16 protein-coding genes and 3 tRNA genes are annotated in these 20,316 nt (G+C 56.4%); 5 read left to right on the top strand and 14 right to left on the bottom strand.

Annotation, left to right across the window (positions count from 1 at the left end; translation table 11 throughout):
* Positions 1-15: 15 nt before the first annotated feature.
* From nusA to EI185_RS12120, 5 genes are all read right to left on the bottom strand, one after another.
* On the bottom strand, positions 16-1,488 hold the full coding sequence (nusA, locus tag EI185_RS12140; RefSeq protein ID WP_124705418.1) for a transcription termination factor NusA: 1,473 nt from the start codon (positions 1,486-1,488) through the stop codon (positions 16-18).
* 29 nt (positions 1,489-1,517) lie between these two features.
* Positions 1,518-1,946 (bottom strand): ribosome maturation factor RimP, encoded by a 429-nt coding sequence (rimP, locus tag EI185_RS12135; protein ID WP_124705417.1) that lies wholly within the window; start codon positions 1,944-1,946, stop codon positions 1,518-1,520.
* 109 nt (positions 1,947-2,055) lie between these two features.
* A tRNA-Leu gene (locus EI185_RS12130) sits at positions 2,056-2,142 on the bottom strand.
* A gap of 4 nt (positions 2,143-2,146) precedes the next feature.
* A tRNA-Cys gene (locus tag EI185_RS12125) sits at positions 2,147-2,220 on the bottom strand.
* 94 nt (positions 2,221-2,314) lie between these two features.
* Positions 2,315-2,390 (bottom strand) — tRNA-Gly (locus tag EI185_RS12120).
* A 123-nt stretch (positions 2,391-2,513) separates the two neighbouring features.
* Here EI185_RS12120 and map point away from each other — a divergent pair.
* Both map and EI185_RS12110 read left to right on the top strand, forming a co-directional pair.
* The gene (gene map / locus EI185_RS12115) at positions 2,514-3,323 is read left to right on the top strand and encodes a type I methionyl aminopeptidase (RefSeq protein ID WP_124705416.1); all 810 of its coding nucleotides are present in this window, start codon (positions 2,514-2,516) and stop codon (positions 3,321-3,323) included.
* 22 nt (positions 3,324-3,345) lie between these two features.
* The gene (locus EI185_RS12110; RefSeq protein ID WP_124705415.1) at positions 3,346-5,931 is read left to right on the top strand and encodes a [protein-PII] uridylyltransferase; all 2,586 of its coding nucleotides are present in this window, start codon (positions 3,346-3,348) and stop codon (positions 5,929-5,931) included.
* A 3-nt stretch (positions 5,932-5,934) separates the two neighbouring features.
* Here the strand turns inward: EI185_RS12110 and def are convergent, their stop codons facing one another.
* The gene (gene def, locus EI185_RS12105; protein ID WP_124705414.1) at positions 5,935-6,465 is read right to left on the bottom strand and encodes a peptide deformylase; all 531 of its coding nucleotides are present in this window, start codon (positions 6,463-6,465) and stop codon (positions 5,935-5,937) included.
* Positions 6,466-6,588: 123 nt separating this feature from the next.
* On the bottom strand, positions 6,589-8,400 hold the full coding sequence (typA, locus tag EI185_RS12100; RefSeq protein ID WP_124705413.1) for a translational GTPase TypA: 1,812 nt from the start codon (positions 8,398-8,400) through the stop codon (positions 6,589-6,591).
* A 292-nt stretch (positions 8,401-8,692) separates the two neighbouring features.
* On the opposite strand from typA, the gene EI185_RS12095 reads away from it, so the two are divergent.
* Positions 8,693-10,138 carry a DEAD/DEAH box helicase gene (locus EI185_RS12095; protein WP_124705412.1) on the top strand — a complete coding sequence of 482 codons (1,446 nt, stop codon included), beginning with the start codon at positions 8,693-8,695 and terminating at the stop codon, positions 10,136-10,138.
* 88 nt (positions 10,139-10,226) lie between these two features.
* On the opposite strand, the gene purT is transcribed toward EI185_RS12095, so the two are convergent.
* The 4 genes from purT to EI185_RS12075 all read right to left on the bottom strand — a co-directional run bounded on the left by purT (position 10,227) and on the right by EI185_RS12075 (position 14,868).
* Positions 10,227-11,426, bottom strand: a complete 1,200-nt coding sequence (purT, locus tag EI185_RS12090) for a formate-dependent phosphoribosylglycinamide formyltransferase (protein ID WP_124705411.1) — start codon at positions 11,424-11,426, stop codon at positions 10,227-10,229.
* Positions 11,427-11,583: 157 nt separating this feature from the next.
* On the bottom strand, positions 11,584-12,918 hold the full coding sequence (locus tag EI185_RS12085) for a vWA domain-containing protein (RefSeq protein ID WP_223247814.1): 1,335 nt from the start codon (positions 12,916-12,918) through the stop codon (positions 11,584-11,586).
* Between the two features lie 7 nt (positions 12,919-12,925).
* Positions 12,926-13,984, bottom strand: a complete 1,059-nt coding sequence (locus EI185_RS12080; protein WP_124705410.1) for an AAA family ATPase — start codon at positions 13,982-13,984, stop codon at positions 12,926-12,928.
* 8 nt (positions 13,985-13,992) lie between these two features.
* On the bottom strand, positions 13,993-14,868 hold the full coding sequence (locus EI185_RS12075) for a hypothetical protein (protein ID WP_124705409.1): 876 nt from the start codon (positions 14,866-14,868) through the stop codon (positions 13,993-13,995).
* 133 nt (positions 14,869-15,001) lie between these two features.
* On the opposite strand from EI185_RS12075, the gene EI185_RS12070 reads away from it, so the two are divergent.
* Positions 15,002-15,541, top strand: a complete 540-nt coding sequence (locus tag EI185_RS12070; RefSeq protein ID WP_124705408.1) for an NUDIX hydrolase — start codon at positions 15,002-15,004, stop codon at positions 15,539-15,541.
* Between the two features lie 21 nt (positions 15,542-15,562).
* Here the strand turns inward: EI185_RS12070 and EI185_RS12065 are convergent, their stop codons facing one another.
* The gene (locus EI185_RS12065) at positions 15,563-17,608 is read right to left on the bottom strand and encodes an EAL domain-containing protein (RefSeq protein WP_189836393.1); all 2,046 of its coding nucleotides are present in this window, start codon (positions 17,606-17,608) and stop codon (positions 15,563-15,565) included.
* A 66-nt stretch (positions 17,609-17,674) separates the two neighbouring features.
* Between EI185_RS12065 and tnpA the strand changes: the two genes are divergently transcribed.
* Positions 17,675-18,109, top strand: a complete 435-nt coding sequence (gene tnpA, locus EI185_RS12060; RefSeq protein ID WP_124705406.1) for an IS200/IS605 family transposase — start codon at positions 17,675-17,677, stop codon at positions 18,107-18,109.
* A gap of 23 nt (positions 18,110-18,132) precedes the next feature.
* On the opposite strand, the gene EI185_RS12055 is transcribed toward tnpA, so the two are convergent.
* On the bottom strand, positions 18,133-18,444 hold the full coding sequence (locus EI185_RS12055) for a globin family protein (RefSeq protein ID WP_124705405.1): 312 nt from the start codon (positions 18,442-18,444) through the stop codon (positions 18,133-18,135).
* A gap of 293 nt (positions 18,445-18,737) precedes the next feature.
* A complete protein-coding gene (locus tag EI185_RS12050) occupies positions 18,738-20,309 on the bottom strand; it encodes a cyclic-di-GMP receptor FimW-related protein (RefSeq protein WP_124705404.1) in 1,572 nt (523 codons plus the stop codon).
* Positions 20,310-20,316: the final 7 nt, after the last annotated feature.

Genomic DNA, 20,316 nt, shown 5'->3' with positions numbered 1-20,316 from the left:
TTCTGTGCGTTTGGGTTATGCGAACCACGGGGCGCGTGCCGCCATGATGAGTTTGGAGGCGCGCTCGGTGTCCATGTCTACCATATCCACCAGTTCATCGACCCCCAGTTCAGCGAGATCTTCCGAAGTGGTAATGCCTTTGGCAGCCAGTGCGCGCAAGGTTTCGTTGTCCATGCCTTCGAGCGACATCATGTCATCGGCAACATGCTCGACCTTTTCTTCGCTGGCAATGGCTTCAGTCAGCAGGGCGTTACGAGCACGTGCACGCAACTCGTTGACCAGATCCTCGTCGAAACCTTCGATCTCCAGCATTTCATTAATGGGCACGTAGGCAACTTCTTCGACCGAACTGAAGCCTTCCTGTACCAGGATGTCAGAAATTTCTTCGTCTACGTCGAGCTTGTCAATAAACAGCGTACGGATGGAAGTCGCTTCACTCTCATTTTTCTGCTGGGCTTCCTCCACCGTCATGATGTTGAGTTCCCAGCCGGTGAGTTCAGAGGCAAGGCGCACATTCTGGCCGCTGCGGCCAATGGCCTGTGCCAGCTGTTCTTCCTCCAGCACGACGTCCATGCTGTGTTTGTCTTCATCCACCACAATGCTGCTGACTTCCGCTGGTGCCAGCGCATTGATGACAAACTGGGCTGCTTCGGGCGACCACAGGATGATGTCCACACGTTCGCCTGCCAACTCGCCGGTGACGGCCTGCACGCGTGAGCCGCGCATGCCGACGCAAGTGCCGATCGGGTCGATGCGCGGGTCGTTGGATTTGACCGCAATTTTGGCACGGGCACCGGGGTCGCGTGCGGCACCTTTGACTTCAAGCAGGCCTTCCTCGATTTCCGGTACTTCCAGTTCAAACAATTTGGCGATGAATTCCGGCGCAGTACGCGACAGGATGAGTTGTGGACCACGGCCACCGCGCTCCACGCGCAGCAAGTAGGCACGTACGCGATCGCCCACGCGCAGGTTTTCCTTGGGGATCATCTGGTCGCGCGGTAACAGGCCTTCAATACGGCCCGACTCAATAATGGCGCTGCCGCGTTCCATACGCTTGATGGTACCGGTGACCAGATACTCCTTGCGCAGCAGAAAGTCGTTGAGAATCTGTTCGCGCTCAGCGTCGCGAATTTTCTGCAGGATCACCTGCTTGGCTGCCTGTGCACCGATACGGCCAAACTCGATTGGCTCCAGCATCTCTTCAATGAAGTTTCCGAGTTGAATGTCCGGCTGCTGTTGCTGCGCCTCGGACAGGCCAATCTGACGATCGGGAAATTCCATCGCGTCGTCAGCCACCACTTCCCACACGCGAAACGAATCGTAGTTACCGGTTTCACGGTCAATTGACACGCGCGTTTCCACGTCTTCATGGAAGCGTTTTTTGGTGGCAGATGCCAGCGCCATTTCCAGAGCGCTGAACACTATTTCCTTACTGACGTTCTTTTCCCTGGCCAGCGCGTCTACCAGTAACAAAATCTCGCGGCTCATCAAAAACCTCCGGCCAACCTATTTTATAATTACAGATCGGGAACCAGGCGCGCTGTATCCATGTTGGAAAAATCCAGCATGACAGCCTGCCCGTCCACGTCCAATTCAATTTGCGTCGCACTGGCACCACGAATTATCCCGGCAAACCTGCGTTGCCCGGCAATTGCCATGCGCAGCTTGATCTGCACTTTTTCTCCAGCAAAACGACGAAAATCATCCAGCTTTTTCAATGGACGATCCAAGCCCGGCGACGATACTTCAAGATGCTCATAAGCAATGTTTTCAACCACCAGCAAGTTGGACAGGTGATTGCTAACTGCGGTGCAGTCATCCAGCGTAATGCCACCCTGCTTGTCGATAAATACGCGCAACAATCCGCTTTTTGCAGACATGGACATATCCACCAACTCGTAGCCAAGGCCATTGAGCGTCGTTTCCAGCAGCGTTTCTAGGGTCATTCACATTCCACAAACAAAAAATGGGCCAGAGCCCATAACAAGCCGCGCATTATATCAGCAAAGGGGGTGATTTGAAAGTGTTTGGCAAGCAGTGCAGGGCAAAGCCGGATGGTGCCCGGAGCCGGAATCGAACCGGCACGCCGTTTAGGGCGAGGGATTTTAAGTCCCTTGTGTCTACCTGTTCCACCATCCGGGCGGAATGGAGGCGGGGGTCGGAATCGAACCGGCGTCCACGGCTTTGCAGGCCGCTGCATAACCACTCTGCCACCCCGCCAGGGGTGCTTGATGTCACTAGCGCTGAAATCAGTTGGAAACGCTATATCCAACTAAAATTAAAAGGGGAAAGCTGGAAGCTTTCCCCGGTGTTCTGGAGCGGGAAACGAGACTCGAACTCGCGACCTATACCTTGGCAAGGTATCGCTCTACCAACTGAGCTATTCCCGCGTCAACGAGATGCGCATTGTAATGGTGGAGGGGTTTTTGTCAAGCGCTATTACACGTCTGGATTGACCGGGCATGGCCAATCCACTATGCTCGATACTGTTTTTTTTGTTCTATCAAGCGCATATGTCCGTTAGCATCAAATCTCCCAGCGACATCGAAAAAATGCAGATTGCCGGCCGTCTGGCATCTGAAGTTCTGGATTACATCACACCGTTCGTCAAACCCGGAGTAACGACCGGCGAGCTCGATCGATTGTGTCACGATTATATGGTCAATGTGCAGGGCACCATTCCGGCGCCGCTCAATTATGCCCCGCATGGGCATAAGCCGTATCCGCGCTCTATTTGCACATCGGTCAACCATCAGGTGTGTCACGGCGTGCCTGGCGACAAGCTGCTTAAGTCTGGCGATATCGTTAATATCGACGTCACTGTCATCAAGGATGGATGGCACGGTGATACCAGCCGCATGTTCTATGTGGGTGAGCCGACTATCCAGGCGCGGCGCCTGTGCGAGATTACCTACCAGGCAATGTGGCATGGCATTGCCATGGTTCGTCCAGGCGTTTATCTGGGGGATATCGGTCACGCTATCCAGAAATTTGCTGAATCGCAGGGTTGCAGCGTGGTACGCGAATTTTGCGGACACGGCATAGGCCGCGGGTTCCACGAAGAGCCACAGGTACTCCATTACGGTCGTCCCGGAACCGGATTGAAGCTGGTGACCGGAATGACTTTTACCATCGAGCCGATGATCAATGCTGGCCGACGCGACATTCGCCAGATGAATGATGGTTGGACGATTGTCACCAAAGATCATAGTCTGTCTGCGCAATGGGAGCATACCGTGCTGGTTACCGAGAGCGGTTACGAAGTGCTCACTGTCTCTGCCGGTACGCCGCCGGTTCCGGATTTTTTGTCACAAGCCGCCTGATTAGTACTCTTATTGTTGATTTATGAAAGCCAGTTCACCTCAGGTTGTGAACAGTCTTGATCCGCGTGGTTGGCGAGAAACCCTGCGTCTCGGGCGCGATGCTATCAGGCACGCTTTTGACGGCAAGGTAGCGACGCGGCCTTTACTGATGCGCTACCGGCGCCTTGTAGATGAGGTGCTGCAATCGCTATGGACGGCGGTACAGCTACCCGCAACGGCCTCTCTGGTAGCGGTCGGCGGCTATGGCCGAGGCGATCTGTTTCCGCATTCTGACGTGGATGTGTTGATCCTGCTTGAAGCCAATCCTGATCCTGCTACCCAAGCTGCGATTGAGCATCTTGTTGGCTTGTTCTGGGATATTGGTCTGGAAGTCGGGCACAGCGTGCGCACCGTGACGGAGTGTCTGGATGAGGCGCGCCGTGATGTGACGGTGCAGACCAATCTGCTGGAGGCTCGCTATTTATGTGGCGAGCGCAGTCTGTACCGGGATTTCGAGTTGGCATTCCGTGCCGAACTCGACCCGCAGGTGTTTTTTGAAGCCAAACTGCTGGAGCAGGACCAGCGCCATGCGCGTTTCAATGACAGTGCCTACAGTCTGGAGCCTAATCTCAAGGAAAGTCCGGGCGGCCTGCGTGACTTGCATAATCTGCTGTGGCTGGCGCAGGCTGCGGGTATCGGGCGGCGCTGGAGCGACCTCGTTGAAGCGGGCTTGTTGAACGCGGGTGAATTGCGCCAGATCCAGGCGCTGGAGCGGTTCCTGTTTGGCTTGCGCTTTCGTTTGCACTATCTTGCCGGGCGGCGTGAAGATCGTTTGCTGTTCGATTATCAGAATGCCCTGGCGGTGCAATTCGGCATTTCCGCATCGGCCACGCGGCGTGCCAGCGAACTGCTCATGCAGCACTATTATCGCAGTGTCACGATCGTCGCCCAGATGCGCGATATTCTGATCCCCGGTCTGCGTGCGCGAGTATTTCCTGTTTTGGCCGAACTGCCGCCTACCGTGTTGAATGAGCGTTTTCAGGTACGCGGCAACATGATGGAAGCGATGGACGAGGGTGTGTTCGAACGTGAACCCGGCACCATACTGGAATGTTTCCTTCTGTTGCAGCGCCATCCTGAATTGCAGGGCATGACAGCAGGGACTTTGCGCGCTTTGTGGCGGGCACGCGATCGTATCGATCCGGCATTCCGGCGTGACCCGGCCAATCGCGCACGTTTCATTGCGATTCTGCGCGAGCCGCGCGGCCTGACTTGGGCGATGCGCAGCATGAACCGCTATGGTGTGCTGGGGCGTTATATCCCGGCGTTCGGGCGCGTGGTAGGGCAAATGCAGCACGACTTGTTTCATATCTACACGGTCGATGCACACATCCTTAAAGTATTGCGCAATATGCGTCGCCTCAATATTCCAGAACTGGCGCATGAATACCCGCTGGCCAGCCGCTTGATCAGCGGCTTTGAACACCCTGAGGTGTTGTATCTGGCGGCACTATTTCACGATATCGCCAAAGGACGCGGGGGTGATCATTCGACCCTGGGTGCGGTGGATGCGCGGCGTTTTTGCCGCCAGCATGGATTGGCTGCCGACGATACAGAACTGGTCGCCTGGCTGGTATCACAGCACTTGTCCATGTCGGCTACGGCGCAGAAGCAGGATTTGTCGGATGCTGGCGTGATTGCAGGATTTGCCAGGCGGATACCTGATGAGCGGCATTTGATCGCGCTCTATCTGCTGACGGTGTGCGATATTCGCGGTACCAGTCCCAAAGTGTGGAATGCCTGGAAAGGCAAGCTACTGGAAGATTTGTTCTACGCTACGCGGCGCTTGCTGGGTAGCGACAACTCTCAACCCAGTGGCATCGCTGCGGTCAAGGCAGAGGCGCAGCGTATTTTACGTTTGTATGGACTGGAAGCGAATGTGCAGGACGTGCTGTGGGAAAGTCTGGATGACAGCTATTTCCTGCGCCACGAAGCGCAGGAAATAGCCTGGCATACGCGGCTGCTGTGGAAACTTGCGGATAGCGCCAAAACTATAGTGCGGGCCAGGCTGAGCCCGATTGGTGAAGGTGTTCAGGTGCTGATTTATTCTCCGGACTGGGATCAGTTGTTCGTGCGCATCTGCGGTTTTTTCGAGCGACTCAACTACACCATTCTGGATGCGAAAATTCATACCACCCGCAATGGCCATGCGCTGGACAGTTTTCTGGTGATGGATGACGCGCAGCGCAAAGTGCCGTACCGGGATTTTTTGAGTTATATCGAACACGAATTGGCAAAGTTGCTGGAAACCAAAAGCCTGCCCCAGCGGGCAGGCTTGGGACGTATCAGCCGTCACCTCAAGCACTTTCCCATCGCCCCGGAAATCACCTTGCGCCCGGATGAAAAGGGCATATTTTACATATTGGGCATTGTTGCAGGCGACCGGCCCGGGCTGCTCTCAGCCATCGCCCAGGTACTGCATCAGCATCATGTAAACATCAATGCTGCCAAAATTTCCACCCTGGGCGAGCGTGCGGAAGATACTTTCATGATTCAGGGAGAAGTGCTGGCCAAGCAGAAATCACTCATGCTGCTGGAAACAGACTTGCTCACGGTGTTGAAAACCTGATATTTATTCCGTGCTGGATTGCTCCGGGAACAGCACTTCAGTAAAGCCGAAATGCCGCAGGTCGCGGATTCGCATTGGATACAGTATGCCCAGAAAATGATCGACCTCGTGTTGTACCACACGCGCATGAAAGCCGGACACGGTACGGTCAATGACGGTGCCGAACTGGTCGAATCCGCGATAATGCAAATGCGTGTGGCGTGGCACCAGACCGCGCATTCCCGGCACTGAAAGACAACCCTCCCATGCTTCATCCAGGTCAGTGCCGATGGCGGTTAGCGTCGGATTGACGAGCACTGTATCAGGCACTGGCTCGGCATCGGGATAGCGGGGTGAGCTTTGCACACCAAAAATGACGACTTGCAAACCAATGCCGATCTGAGGCGCTGCCAGTCCTGCGCCGTTAAGTGCGGCCATGGTGTCGCGTAAATCCACAATCAGTGCATGCAATTCCGGTGTGTCGAAGGCGGTAACCGGAGCGGCGGGTTGTAACAGGCGCGGATCGCCCATTTTGAGGGTGGTTTTAATGGCCATTTACGTTAAATGAAAACTGGTGTTCAGGTGATGACTGAATGTTCACATTTTAATCCAGCCCGAGCTTGGCGCAATAAAAAACCCCGGTAAATGAAACCGGGGTTTTATTGGCAATTCCTGAACTTATGCGGCGCGATTACGCTTGCGCTCGTTTTCGGTAAGGAAGCGCTTGCGGATGCGGATTGACTGCGGTGTGATTTCCACCAATTCGTCGTCCTCGATGAATTCAACCGCAGATTCGAGCGTCATCTTGATGGGCGGGGTCAGTCGCACAGCTTCGTCGGTGCCTGAAGCGCGCACGTTGGTCAGTTGTTTGCCTTTGATGGGGTTGACCACCAGATCATTGTCGCGGCTATGTACGCCAATAATGATGCCCTCGTAGAGCTTGTCGCCGGGCGCCACGAACATACGACCGCGATCTTCCAACTTCCAGAGTGCGTAGGCTACCGCCTCACCCTGGTCCTGAGAGACGAGGACGCCATTGCGGCGCCCCGGCATGTCGGCTTTCATCGGGCCATAGTCATCGAACACGTGCGCCATAATGCCGGTACCGCGAGTCAATGTCATGAATTCGGACTGGAAGCCAATCAAGCCGCGCGCCGGTATGCGATATTCCAGCCGCACGCGACCCTGCCCGTCGGATTGCATGTCCTGCAGGTCGCCGCGACGGCGACCGAGTTCTTCCATGATGCTGCCCTGATTGACTTCTTCCACGTCAACGGTCAGTGCTTCGTAAGGCTCGCATTTCTCGCCATTGATTTCCTTGTACACGACGCGTGGCTTGGACACGGCAATTTCAAATCCTTCCCGGCGCATGTTTTCAAGCAGAATGGTCAGGTGCAGTTCGCCCCGACCCGAAACCAGAAATGTGTCAGCGTCGGTAGTATCTTCTACTTTCAGTGCGACGTTGGTAAGCAGTTCTTTATTCAAACGGTCGCGTATCTGGCGGCTGGTGACGAATTTGCCTTCGGTGCCGGCCAGCGGCGAGTTGTTGACCTGGAAAGTCATGGTCAACGTGGGTTCGTCCACTTTCAGCATGGGCAGCGCTTGCGGATTCTCCCGGTCGCAGATGGTCACGCCAATACCGATGTCTTCGATGCCGTTGATAAGTACAATGTCGCCTGCCTGAGCTTCGTCCACCAGGACGCGGCTCAGCCCCTGAAAACCGAGTACCTGATTGATTCGGCCGGCTTTCGGCGTGCTGTCCGGACCAGCCATCACCACGACGCTTTGTCCAGGTTTGATACGGCCATTGCTGATACGGCCAACGCCGATGCGACCAACAAAACTGGAATAATCCAAGGCTGAGATTTGTAACTGCAGTGGTGCCTCCGGGTCGCCTGCCGGCGAGGGGACGTGCTTGAGCACGGTCTCGAACAGGGCGCGCATGTTGTCGGTTTTTTCGCTCATATCGAGCATGGCAAAGCCATTCAACGCTGACGCGTAAACTACAGGAAAATCCAGCTGTTCTTCGGTAGCGCCCAGCTTGTCGAACAGATCGAAGGTTGCGTTGACGACGAAATCCGGACGCGCGCCAGGACGGTCGACCTTGTTGACCACAACGATAGGTTTGAGGCCCAGGGCGAGCGCCTTGCGCGTCACAAAACGCGTTTGCGGCATAGGGCCGTCTACTGCGTCGACCAGTAACAGCACGCCGTCTACCATCGACAGAACGCGTTCCACTTCTCCGCCGAAATCTGCGTGTCCGGGCGTGTCAACGATATTGATATGGGTGCCTTCATAATCCAGGGCGGTATTTTTGGCGGTAATCGTGATGCCGCGTTCTTTTTCCAGGTCGTTGCTGTCCATGACGCGTTCGGTCACGGCCTGGTGAGCGGCAAATGTGCCGGATTGTTGCAACAGTTTGTCGACGAGGGTAGTCTTACCGTGGTCAACGTGGGCGATGATAGCGATATTTCTGAGCGCGCGGGACATGTTCGTTTCCGGTTTGGCAAACGAAAAATTATATCATGACATTGTGTATTTTCAGAATTTCAGTATAATCTAATTCTCCAAACCACCTTGATCTGCGTTTTTATGCAGTTCCAATCAGGGTTTGGACGCGTGTTTTATAACACGCCATCGATCCCTGACCTCATCGCGTTTCAGCACGATTTTCCTGAAAGCGCAGCGCCACCCGGTTAGCGACGATGTTCCGCGCCGGCAGTGGATGGCTTTTTAAGCCTGTCCCCGTTGGCTTGCTATTTGCTTATTAAAGGAAAACTTCGTGTCCTTCGAAAACCTCGGTCTTAATGAATCCCTAATAAAAGCGCTTGTTGATTCGGGCTATACTCAAGCCACCCCGATCCAGGAACAGGCTATTCCGCTTATCCTGGCAGGCGAAGATCTGCTCGCCTCTGCACAGACTGGTACCGGCAAAACCGCTGCATTCATGTTGCCGGCGCTGGAAAAATTGTCCCAGCCCAGCGCAGTTGCCGGCCGCGGCCCGCGTATCCTCGTATTGACCCCGACGCGCGAACTGGCGCTGCAAGTCACCGCCGCTGCTGAAAAATACAGCAAGCATCTGCGTCGTGTGAAAGTAGTCAGCATTCTGGGCGGCATGCCATACCCGATACAAAACAAAATGCTGTCGCAGCCATTTGAAGTGCTGGTAGCTACACCCGGTCGTCTGATTGACCACATTGAGCGCGGCCGCATTGATTTTTCGCGTCTGGAAATGCTGATTCTGGACGAAGCCGACCGCATGCTGGATATGGGCTTCTTCGACGACGTGGAACGCATCGCCAATGCCACGCCAGCTAGCCGCCAGACGGTGATGTTCTCCGCCACCTTTGAAGGCAACATCGCGCGCCTCGCCCAGCAATTGCTGAAAACCCCGAAGCGTATCGAAATCGCCCACCAGCAGGCACGCCACGAGAACATTACCCAGCATATGCACTATGTGGACGACCTTTCCCACAAGAATCGCGTGCTGACCCACCTCATCAACGACGTGGACATCAACCAGGCGCTTATCTTCACCGCGACCAAACGCGATGCCGATAGCCTGGCCGACGACCTGCAGGCGCAGGGTCACAAAGTCGCTGCATTGCACGGCGATATGCATCAGAGCGCACGCAACCGTACCATCACCCAGATGCGCCAGGGCAATATCCGCCTGTTGGTGGCCACCGATGTCGCCGCACGCGGCTTGGACGTGCCGGGTATTACCCACGTGATCAATTACGATCTGCCGAAGAATCCGGAAGACTATGTGCACCGCATTGGGCGTACCGGTCGTGCAGGTGCTTCGGGCATTGCTATATCGCTGGCCAGCCCGCGCGATTCCATGCAGCTGAAGCGCATTGAGCGCTTTACCGGCCAGCAGATTCCGGCAGAGGTCATTGTTGGTCTTGAGCCCAAACTGAAGCCACGTAGTGCTGCTCCCGGCGGACGTCCTGGCGCGAGCCGTGGCCGTCCTTCTGGTCAGGGCGAACAGCGTCGTAGCTCAGGCTTTGGCAATAACGCCAATAGCGGTGCCGGTAAAAGCAATGGCAACAGTACCGGCAACAGCAACGGTAATAGCTGGGGTAATAATAGCGGCAACGGCGGTGGTCGTCGTGATGGTGCCGCCCGTCCGACTGCTTCGCGTCCCGCTGCTTCAGGCGCTCGCCGTGACGGTCAGGGCAACACCGGTGGTAACCGTAGTAACGGTAATCGCTCCTGGAGTTGATCGGTCGTCATTCATCCGGACGATTTGTCCGGGTAACCCAACAAAAAAGGCGCTAAGGCGCCTTTTTTGTTGGTTAAATATAATGCTGTTATGCGGCCACAGGTTTGATCCTGCTGGCAGCCAATTTGGCGCGATCGCGTGCGATGTCGGTGGTCTCTGCACAGGCCAATGCCACGCCCATGCGCCGTCGTGCAAACGCTTCGGGTTTGCCGAACAATCGAATATCGGAACGCGGTACGGCGAGCGCTTCAGCAATGCCCTCAAACGCAATACCACTGGCCTCCATGCCGCCATAAATCACCGCAGAAGCACCCGGTTCGCGCAGGCGTGTGTCCACCGGCAGGCCGAGGATGGCACGAGCATGCAACTCGAATTCGCTTTGATATTGGCTGCACATCGTCACCATACCGGTGTCATGCGGGCGCGGCGACACTTCCGAGAACCATACTTGATCACCCTTGACGAAAAGTTCCACACCAAAAATACCGCGCCCGCCGAGGCTGTCGGCGACTTTTTTGGCAATCGCCTGCGCGCCTGCCAAGGCTGCCGGAGACATCGTTTGCGGTTGCCAGGACTCGACGTAGTCTCCCTTCACCTGCAGGTGGCCGATCGGCTCGCAGAAACAGGTTTCAACCTGACCCGACGCACCCAATGCGCGGACCGTGAGCAGGGTGATTTCGTAATCGAAATCAATGAAGCCCTCGACAATCACCCGGCCCTGATCCACGCGCCCGCCGCTGGCGGCAACATCCCACGCGCTGGTCACGTCAGCCGGGCCGTCCAGCCTGCTTTGACCCTTTCCGGAAGACGACATCACCGGCTTGACGATGCATGGATAGCCGATGCCGGCATCGATCGCCGTTTGCAACTCGGTCACGCTGTTGGCAAAGCAGTAGGGTGATGTGGGCAAGCCCAATTCTTCGGCGGCCAAACGACGAATGCCTTCACGATTCATGGTGAGCTGGGCGGCGCGTGCAGTGGGAATGACTTCACACAGCCCGCTGCGTTCGATTTCCACCAACGCATCGGTGGCGATGGCTTCAATTTCCGGCACGACCAGATGAGGACGCTCCTGCTCGATCAGGGTGCGCAAGGCAGCGCGGTCGGTCATGTCGATCACATGCGCCCGGTGTGCAACCTGGTGGCCGGGTGCATTGGCATAACGGTCCACGGCGATGGTTTCCACGCCGAGGCGTTGCAGGGCGATGATGACTTCCTTGCCGAGTTCGCCGCTGCCGAGGAACATGACGCGGGTAGCGGAAGGGGAGAGCGGGGTGCCGAGCTTCATGGTATGGACTTTCAGAAAAAACTTTTTGCCACGGAGAGCACGGAGCACACCGAGAAAACCGAAATTAAACCATGCAATCTTGTTGGGTTAGGCTGGTTTTTCTGGTTTTCCTCTGTGTGCTCCGTGACCTCCGTGGCTAACGAATCAGGCTGGTAAATCAGTTCAATTGTACCCGTTCGCCCCAGGGGACTGGCGCTTTGCCCTTGACCAGCCACAGCACAGGGTAGTCGGGTGCGTACTCGGGGAATTCGCCTTCGGCGTCGGTGAAATACACCAGCAAGTCGGGGCGCAACTGCTCAGTGGCGACCCATTCAAACAGCGGGCGAAAATCCGTTCCGCCGCCGCCCGCGAAGCCGTCCGGCAACGTGACCGACTCCCATGGCTCAAAGCGCCACGGGCCGGTTTCGGCCAGGCGCTCGTCGCAGGCATGCAGGGTCACCTGGGCGTTGACCTGGCTCTTCAATGCATCAATCTCGGCGGCGAACTCGCGCATCTCCGCGTCGGCGATTGAGCCGCTGGTATCGAGCACGGCAATGAGCTGGATACGGCGGCTGTACAGGCTGGGCAACAGTGCTGCACCTTCACGTCGCGACACGCGCTGGAAACTGTAGTCCTCGCGCGCCGAATTCATCAGGTAGCGCGCCAGCAGCATGCGCCATGGCAGCCGGGGAGCGATGAGTTCATCGACCAGACGCAGCCAGGATTCGCCCAGGCGCCCGGCCATGCGTGCCTGTTGTGCGGCCGAGGCCAGATGGCCGCGCCATTGCTGGGCCAGTTCTTCACGCTGGGCAGGTGTCATGTCGTCCATGCCGGGGCCACCGTGCGGACTGGGTTTCGCGCGCGGTCGGAGTTGCCCCGGATTGCCGCCGTCGCCGCCGGGGGAGGGACGAGGGGTATCCTGCTTTGGTTTGTTGTTGCCTTCCTCTGGCTGGCCGTCGCCTTCACCCTGACTCTCATCTGCGCCGTCTGCGGATTCCTGTTGGGTCTGGTCGTTATCTTGCTCGCCGCTATCGTTTTCGGTCTGGTCGAACAGGTGCTTGTCCAGGGTCTGCTCGCTGCTGTCTTCAGGAATCAGCGGGTAAATTTCTTCTGCGGGCAGTCCACTGTATTCGTCATTGGCGAGGATATTGGGCGGCGGTCGCAAGCCTTCGCCCAGTAACAGCAAATTGACTGCGTGGTCGCAGGCGATATTCCAGCGCTGTATCACGCGGTGCGAACGCCGGGCGAAGTGGCCCAAGGCGCAGTGCAGTGCTTCGTGGGCGAGGACAAACTGGGTCTGCGCCAGCGACAGACGTTCGACATAAGCCGGATGGTAATAGAGTGCGCGCGCATCGGTGGCAACACTGTCGCAGGTTTTGGCGTCGACTGGCTGTAATGGCAAATGCATCACCAGTGCGCCCAAAAAGGGTCGTTCGAGAATCAGCCGGGTGCGGGCGGCGGAGAGCTTGGTGGCGATTTCGTCGGGAGCGGGCATGTATGGTTCAAACGCCATGTCTGATTCAGCGCATCGGCGACCATTGCAGGTCGTAGAGCATCAAATCGGTGATGGTGTTGGCCCAGTCCTCGAATTCCGGCACAGCAAATAGCGGTTTACCGATCGAGCGGTGCATGTCGGTGACCAGCATCACGCCCATTTCGCGCTGCGGGAAGCGCCGCGCATAGTCGAGAATATTGCCGAACACGCGGTTGGCTTCCAGGGTTTCGCGCGCCAACACGGCGCGGCGCACCAGCGCGGCCGCGACGCCGTATTGCAGGTCGATGCCTTCCGGCACGTCAGCGGCCTGCCCGGCGAGGATGGCTTCGATGTCGGGCAGGCGCGTCATGTTGTCGATGAAGGTTTTGAACTCTACCCCGGCAGCCTGCCCCACGCAGGCTTGCAGCGCATCCAGCATCAGGTCGGGCGTGTCGCGGAATTTTTGCAGCGCGCGATGGGCATACTCCCACGAGCGCGGGCTCGGAAAAGCGACCGGATTGTGTGCCGGGTTGAAACTGAACAGCAGGTCGGGGCGGAAGCGCAGAAAGCCGATCAGGCGCTCGTCCATGCCAGCCGTGTGCGCCCACGCCACCCAGTCGTCCAGATGGGCCTCGACTTCGTAATGGGTAAAGCGGTTGGCCAAGGGTGCGGGCATTGCGTAGGTCACGCCGCGGTCGCCCTGGCGGTTACCGGCGGCGAAGATGGCCCAGCCTTCCGGTACGCGGTAATCGCCCAGACGCCGGTCGAGAATGAGCTGGTAGGCGGCGGCTGACACACTGGGCGGCGCCGAGGTGATTTCGTCCAGAAACAATATCCCCGCCGGACCGTGGCGACCCGCATCCGGCAGCATGGCAGGGATCGACCACTCGACCAGGTCGCCGCTGCGAAACGGGATGCCGCGCAGGTCGGTCGGCTCCATTTGCGACAGCCGGATATCGATCAGCGGCACGCTGTGAAGTGCGGCGATATGCGCCACCATTTGGGATTTCCCCACCCCGGGCGGCCCCCACAGCATCACCGGCGTGTGATGCCGGGCACTCGCGAATTCACGGTCGAGAATGGTGAGAATGTGGGCTGGGCGCATGGCGTGTCCTAACGGGTTGAAGGGGCGGCTTGGGTTAAGCGGGCGGCGACCAGCGCGGCGTGCAGGCGCGCCGGGTTGGTGATTTCAGGTAACACGCGGTAGACCTCAAGCAATTGTTCCGGATTGCGCAGCGCGGCGTCCTCAAGGCGCAACCGGGTGGCGGGAGACAGACCCGGCTGGGTGAGCAGCAGGCTGGCGATCCAGTGATGATATTCGCGCACCAGTTCGCGCTGGATCGGCTGCGGCCAGCGCTCTCGCACCGGCAATTCCGGGAAAATATCGGCAGCTAATTGGCGCCCGACCCATGCCGGATCCAGCCGCAAACCGGCGTCGAGGCCTTCACCGCTCCCATCCGGGTGACGGCGAAACCATTGTGCAGCCGGCAGCGGACGCGCTGCTTCGTTGATCTGGCGCGCCAGCACGTCGCGGTGTTTCACCGGCCAGGCGCGCGGGTCGCGTTTGGCGTCGGCTTCCGCCAGACAACCGGCGCTGAAGTCCGTGTCGGTCAACACAAACGGATACCAGGTCGGATCGCCGACTTTATCCGGCGCCGCATGCGCGCGCTGGGTTTTGAGCAAGGCCAGCGGCAAGCTGCGGGCCTTGTCCAGCAGCCAAAGCTCCAGCGTGTCCTCGGAGGTGAAAGGCAGCGGCGGATGATTTTCAAGCGCCGCAATAATAGCCGCCGCGTGCTGGCAGCTATTGAGCATGCCCCCTTCGCCCTCGATCCATTCGCCCGACGGCCAATAGCGGTTGAACGGATTTTTGCAATGCACCTGCCAGCTGTGTCCGTTGGTGCTGTAGGCCAGCGCGCATTCGATATCGACGACAAACAACATGCCGCGATACGGCGAGAGCTGGCGGATGGCGTAGTAGTCGGCGTGCACGAAGGTGGCGTGGCGCTATGTAGGGGTGGTTTTTTTCGGACAGATATAACGATAACAGGTTCCTGCATAAAGCCAAGCTAGCCGCCGCGGGCGATTTTTGTTAAGTTCACGGGATATTTATTGGAAAGCCATCATGAATTTTTGCAGTGAATGCGGCAGCGATGTGATCCACACCATCCCCGACGGCGATAATCGCCTCCGTCATGTGTGTCTCCAGTGCAATACGATCCATTATCAGAATCCGAAAATGGTGGTGGGCTGTCTGCCCGAATGGGGAGACAAGATTCTGCTATGCAAGCGCGCCATCGAGCCGCAGTACGGGCTATGGACGCTACCCGCAGGTTTCATGGAGAACAACGAAACCACCCAGCAGGGAGCCTTGCGCGAGACCATGGAAGAGGCAGGTGCGCGCGTCGAGATCGAACACCTGTTCACGCTCTACAACCTGCCCTATATCAGTCAGGTGTACCTGATGTTCCGTGCGCGTTTGCTCGATCTGGATTTCGCGCCCGGTCCGGAAAGCCTGGAAGTCAGGCTATTCAGCGAAGATGAAATTCCCTGGGATCAAATTGCGTTCCGCACTATTGAGCAAACCTTGCGACTGTATTTTGCCGACCGTCGCAAAGGTGCATTCGGCTTTCATATCGGGGATATTGAACGCAGGAATCGTTAAGGACGTTACCGCAGCTCAAAATCAAGCACTCTCCCCAATGGACCAGGCTGAATTTTTAACCCATAAAATCAGCTCATCCTCAGGAAGAGGATGGCTGATATGGTAGCCCTGCGCCAGATCGCAGCCGAGTACTGCAAGCAAATCCAGCGCATCGCGGGTTTCGACGCCTTCCGCTACCACCAGATAGCCAAGATTGTGTGCCAGGTCAATCGTGGAGCGGACAATCACCGCATCGTTGTCGTCTTCCGTCATGTTCATGACAAAGGATTTGTCTATCTTGAGCGTATGTATGGGTAATTTCTTCAGATACGCCAATGAAGAGTAGCCAGTCCCGAAGTCATCAATGGCCACGCTCACACCCAGATCGCGCAGACGTCTGATTGCCTTCGCGCCATGCTCAATATCCACCATCAGGATATTTTCTGTAATCTCGATTTCAATTCGTTCTGGCGGAAGACGGTTTCCTCCCCCGTACAGCAGGCTTTCCAGCTTATCCACTAATAGAGGATCCTGAAATGAGCGCGCCGTCACGTTTATCGCAATGCGCATTTCCATACCCGTCATCTGCCAGGTTTTGCACTGCGCTATCGCCGTGCGCAGAACCCATTCTGTAATTGGGCCGATCAAACCAGTGCTCTCGGCAAACGGGATGAATTGATCCGGGAAGATCATTCCGTGCTCCGGGTGGTTCCAGCGAATCAACGCCTCCACGGCGATAATGCGGCCGCTGTGGATGTTGATTTGCGGCTGATAATAGAGGACGAATTCATTTCTCTCCAGCGCATGCCGCAAATCGGATGAAAGCTGCAGGCGCTGCTGGGTGTGCGGATCTGTTTTGGGGTCATAAAACAAAAATCCCGCATCCGTGTGCTTGGCAGCATACATGGCCACATCCGCGCGGCTCATCAGCACACCGGCATCATCCCCATGATCCGGGAAGACGGATATGCCGATTCCCACACCCAGATACAACTCGTTTTTCTGGAACCAGAAAGGTTCCACAAAACAGTCGAGAATATTTTTTGCGACTTTCTTGGCGGCTGCTTCAGCGGCTGGAGCATCGGACAGCAATACGGCGAATTCGTCGCCTCCGAGACGGGCCAGCGTGTCACTCTCCCGCAGCACGCCTCTCAACCGTTGCGCCACCTGACGCAACACCTCATCCCCGGCAAGATGTCCCAAGGTATCGTTAATTTCCTTGAAGTGGTTGAGGTCCATCAGCATCAGAACGACTTGTTTATTCTGCTCACGCTTTGCCACGGCGATGGCCTGGTTAAGCCGGTCATACAGCAGCGAGCGGTTGGGCAGTTCAGTCAAGCTATCGGTGGTCGCCAGGAATTGCTGGCGCTCGATGATTTCCCTGGATTCGGTGGTGTCGTCCATCAGGCCGTCTATCCGCACCACATTCCCTGCGCTGTCCAGAAACGGATGAAACACTCTGCGAAACCAGCGCGTTTGTTCCCCGGGTGCCTGGACGCGGCTTTCCACTTCCACCTTGTTGCCGCGCAACGCTTCCATCCATCCGAGTCTCACGGTTTCGCGATCATCCGGATGGGTCCAGCCCATGCAGGGGATGGGCATTTCGATATCCAGTGTGCAGATTTTCTTGGTCGTAGGACTGAGATAAAGCAGCTTGTTGTCTTTTACCGCCACCGACCATAAAACTTGCGGCAGATTGGCCAGCAGATCGCTGACCTGCCCCTGCAATGCCACGACCGTATTTTTTTCGCTCTGCACCAGCGACATGGCCGATTGCCAATAGCCTTCAAGCATCAGGCCCATATCCCGAAATAGCAGTTTGATCAGGACGGTTTCCAGCGCGTATTGTCTATCCGGTGCGATTTCCGGATGTGTGGCAATGATCTGCCGCAAATGATCCAGATATAACTGATAGGCGCCCATCATCCACACCGGCTCGATTTTGTGCTGATAATGGATTTTTCCAATGTGGATCAGTTGTTGCGCCGATAGCTCATCGGTGCATCCGCTTAGTAATTTCTGGAAATGCGCCGATTGCGTCGCAGCTAACTCATAGAGGTAAGCCCCCGGCTCTGCCGGGGGACTCACCAAGGTTTGACCTTTACGACGGTCTGCGCGAATTTCTAATCTCCGCCAAGAGAAAGGAAATTCACGATGAAAGAATACCAGAGCCTGAGCCATACGAGATGGGACTGCAAATATCATGTGGTGTTTATACCGAAGCGCCGGAAGAAGCGGATTTTCGGTGTGCTGCGTCGCCAGCTTGGGGAGATATTCCACGAGTTGGCGGGACACAAGGAATCCAAGGTTGTAGAAGGGCATCTCATGGGCGATCACGTTCATATGTGTTTGAGTATCCCGCCGAAGTACGCTGTATCGAATGTGGTTGGCTATATCAAGGGCAAGAGCGCCATTCAGATTGCACGGAAGTTCGGGGATCGACAGAAGAACTTCACCGGCGAGCACTTTTGGGCCAGGGGATACTTCGTGTCCACGGTAGGGTTGGACGAAACCATGGTTCGAGCGTACATCCGGAATCAAGAAGAGGAAGACGAGCGACACGACCAGATGAAGCTCGAAATGGGGTAAGCCGCCACGGGCGGCTCACGATGTTATGGGCGCCTTTGAGGCGCTCGCAATTTCAAGCCACCGGCTTCGCCGGTGGTATTTGACTGAGACAGTTCCCCGCCGGCTTCCTGATAGTGGTGGAGGACGTTGGCGGTGATGGGGAAAGCGAGCAGGTAGGCATAGAACGCCTCGATAAATCGGTCAGCGCCTTGTGTCAGGATGGAGTGATAATGGGCAAGTAATGCTTTTTCTGGTTCTGAAATGCCTAAAAAAATATTGAATGCTTCATTCATTTCACGGCTGTTGGATGTACTCATTGCCGCGTTTGTGAAATCGTTGGTTTGCTGCCGGGTCACTGTGTCTCCAATATAACTATAATTTCCGGGCAATCCTATTGGAATGCCCATGTTTAAACAATGGTTTTATGCTGCTATCGTGCCCGTTAAAAAAGATGGAAGTCACGTAAGCGTATGCTTAACTTCAACACGGTGAGGGAAGTTCTACCTTCTCCATCGCAGTGAAACAGTCATCCTCGCGGTAGAACCTTAAAATTTCCAATCTGTTGACCTGGCATTGGGGTGTGATACGTAGTTGGTAACAGGGCTCCCGGAAATCTTGTCCCCGGAGTCAACTGATTGATAGAGACGGCCTAAACCATTTCGACATGGCATCGTGTCAGGATGTTGAAGTTCAGCAACACCCAATCGTCGCTGCGACCCTGCTCATGGGTAATGCGGACTCTGTAAATATAATTGCCGTCCAGCATGTCGTAAATCTGCGTGGGGGCGATGCTCATGTCGCCGACTACCAGTGCGCTGCTGAATCTGCGCCCATCCTGTTCAGGCAGAAAAATACAGGGTGTGGGCACACAATCCGCAGGTGGATTGGTCAAGCTGAAAATACTTTCCGACATCAGATGATCAACACCATGCAAGGCCACCACTCTGGGTGCTGTGCCGAGCCGTTCTGCGCCAAGCTTGATCGGATGACCGGGTTGCGTATCGATCCAGCGTACCGCGGCAAGCACCAGAGGATGCGTTTTTGTCCCGGTACGCAGACTAATCAATGTGCCATGGTCGGGGATGACGGCGGGAGTGCCATAGTGAGTCAAGCCATAGCCGTCTTCACCTTCATCCTGCATGATCCACGGCTCAAATTGCGCAGGGAAAGCGCCGGCCGCACCGCTCAGGGTTTGCAGTACATGCTCGAATCCGCATACCACAAGGGCCGACGTGTTCTGCTCGAGGCGTGGTGCATGACGTTGCGGCCCGCTGCGATTGAGAATGGCGCGGATGTCATCCAGTAAAGCGGGCACATCGGCTTCATTTTTGATGCCGTCGAGCGGGCTTGGGGGAGGATTGATCAATTGCGCGCGGGTGATTTCAAGCGCGGTCAGCACACCTTGCAGCGACCAGTAACGTAGAGCGTTGCCTTCAACTGGTTGATGGCCGATATGGCACAGCGGTGCATAGCCAGCCAAATCGAGCCAGTGCGTGTGGACTTGCCTGTCGAGCTGCTGCGAGGGTTGTAACTGACGGCACCAGGTATGGATCCAGTATGCCGCCAACTCGATTTTCCAGGGGCATAGACCGATAGGATTAATCAGGTTGAGCAGCAGGATGTGAGCATAGATATGGGCGCAGCTGGCTTCGGCGTTGTTGCCGAGTTTCAGGCAGCGCTCGGCAAAGCCATTGCATTCGGCAATGGCGTAGAGCGCATGCACATTGCGCCAGGCATCCGACGTGGGTGTTTCATAGCGCATGTAGCGCCACTGGATCAGCTTGCCCTGATAATGCAACGCGAGCAGTGTAATCGTGGGGAGTTGCTGCGCCAGAACGGGTTGGTTGCGGGTGGCGGCCTTGACGAAGCTTTGGTAAGCCAGTGCAAGTTGCCAGTAAAAAGCAAAAATTTCCTGCCACAGCGATTTTCCCGCGTAGCGGAAGGCTGTCTGATTTTTCAGATATTGCGTCACCATGCCTTCTTGCAGTGCGCCGCCAGCATGGCGCAGTACCGCCAGGATGTGGAGTCTGCGCTCATCCAGTTCGTCGCCGGACAGATTGAACTGGTTGAGTGCCTCCACCACCATTTGATGGGCTTCGTATTCATGATGAAACTGCAGTTGTTCCACCCAGCGCCGGGTGCTATGCAGGGTCGTGAAAGGCGAACGCTCATGGCGAGATCCTGGCAGCCATTTTTGGAATATTTTTATAAATGAGCTCATCGCGATG

Origin of the sequence: Sulfuriferula multivorans (assembly GCF_003851125.1) — a bacterium.
GTDB lineage: Bacteria > Pseudomonadota > Gammaproteobacteria > Burkholderiales > Sulfuriferulaceae > Sulfuriferula > Sulfuriferula multivorans.
Note: the sequence above shows the minus strand (reverse complement) of the source record. Positions and strands in the feature narration are given on the sequence as shown.

Excerpts from the sequence above, each read along its gene's own strand:
- EI185_RS12050 (WP_124705404.1), bottom strand. The coding sequence starts at position 20,309 with ATGAGCTCATTTATAAAAATATTCCAAAAATGGCTGCCAGGATCTCGC.
- purT (WP_124705411.1), bottom strand. The coding sequence starts at position 11,426 with ATGAAGCTCGGCACCCCGCTCTCCCCTTCCGCTACCCGCGTCATGTTC.
- EI185_RS12070 (WP_124705408.1), top strand. The coding sequence starts at position 15,002 with ATGAATTTTTGCAGTGAATGCGGCAGCGATGTGATCCACACCATCCCC.
- EI185_RS12080 (WP_124705410.1), bottom strand. The coding sequence starts at position 13,984 with ATGCGCCCAGCCCACATTCTCACCATTCTCGACCGTGAATTCGCGAGT.
- rimP (WP_124705417.1), bottom strand. The coding sequence starts at position 1,946 with ATGACCCTAGAAACGCTGCTGGAAACGACGCTCAATGGCCTTGGCTAC.
- nusA (WP_124705418.1), bottom strand. The coding sequence starts at position 1,488 with ATGAGCCGCGAGATTTTGTTACTGGTAGACGCGCTGGCCAGGGAAAAG.
- typA (WP_124705413.1), bottom strand. The coding sequence starts at position 8,400 with ATGTCCCGCGCGCTCAGAAATATCGCTATCATCGCCCACGTTGACCAC.
- EI185_RS12085 (WP_223247814.1), bottom strand. The coding sequence starts at position 12,918 with ATGGCGTTTGAACCATACATGCCCGCTCCCGACGAAATCGCCACCAAG.
- tnpA (WP_124705406.1), top strand. The coding sequence starts at position 17,675 with ATGAAAGAATACCAGAGCCTGAGCCATACGAGATGGGACTGCAAATAT.
- map (WP_124705416.1), top strand. The coding sequence starts at position 2,514 with ATGTCCGTTAGCATCAAATCTCCCAGCGACATCGAAAAAATGCAGATT.
- def (WP_124705414.1), bottom strand. The coding sequence starts at position 6,465 with ATGGCCATTAAAACCACCCTCAAAATGGGCGATCCGCGCCTGTTACAA.
- EI185_RS12110 (WP_124705415.1), top strand. The coding sequence starts at position 3,346 with ATGAAAGCCAGTTCACCTCAGGTTGTGAACAGTCTTGATCCGCGTGGT.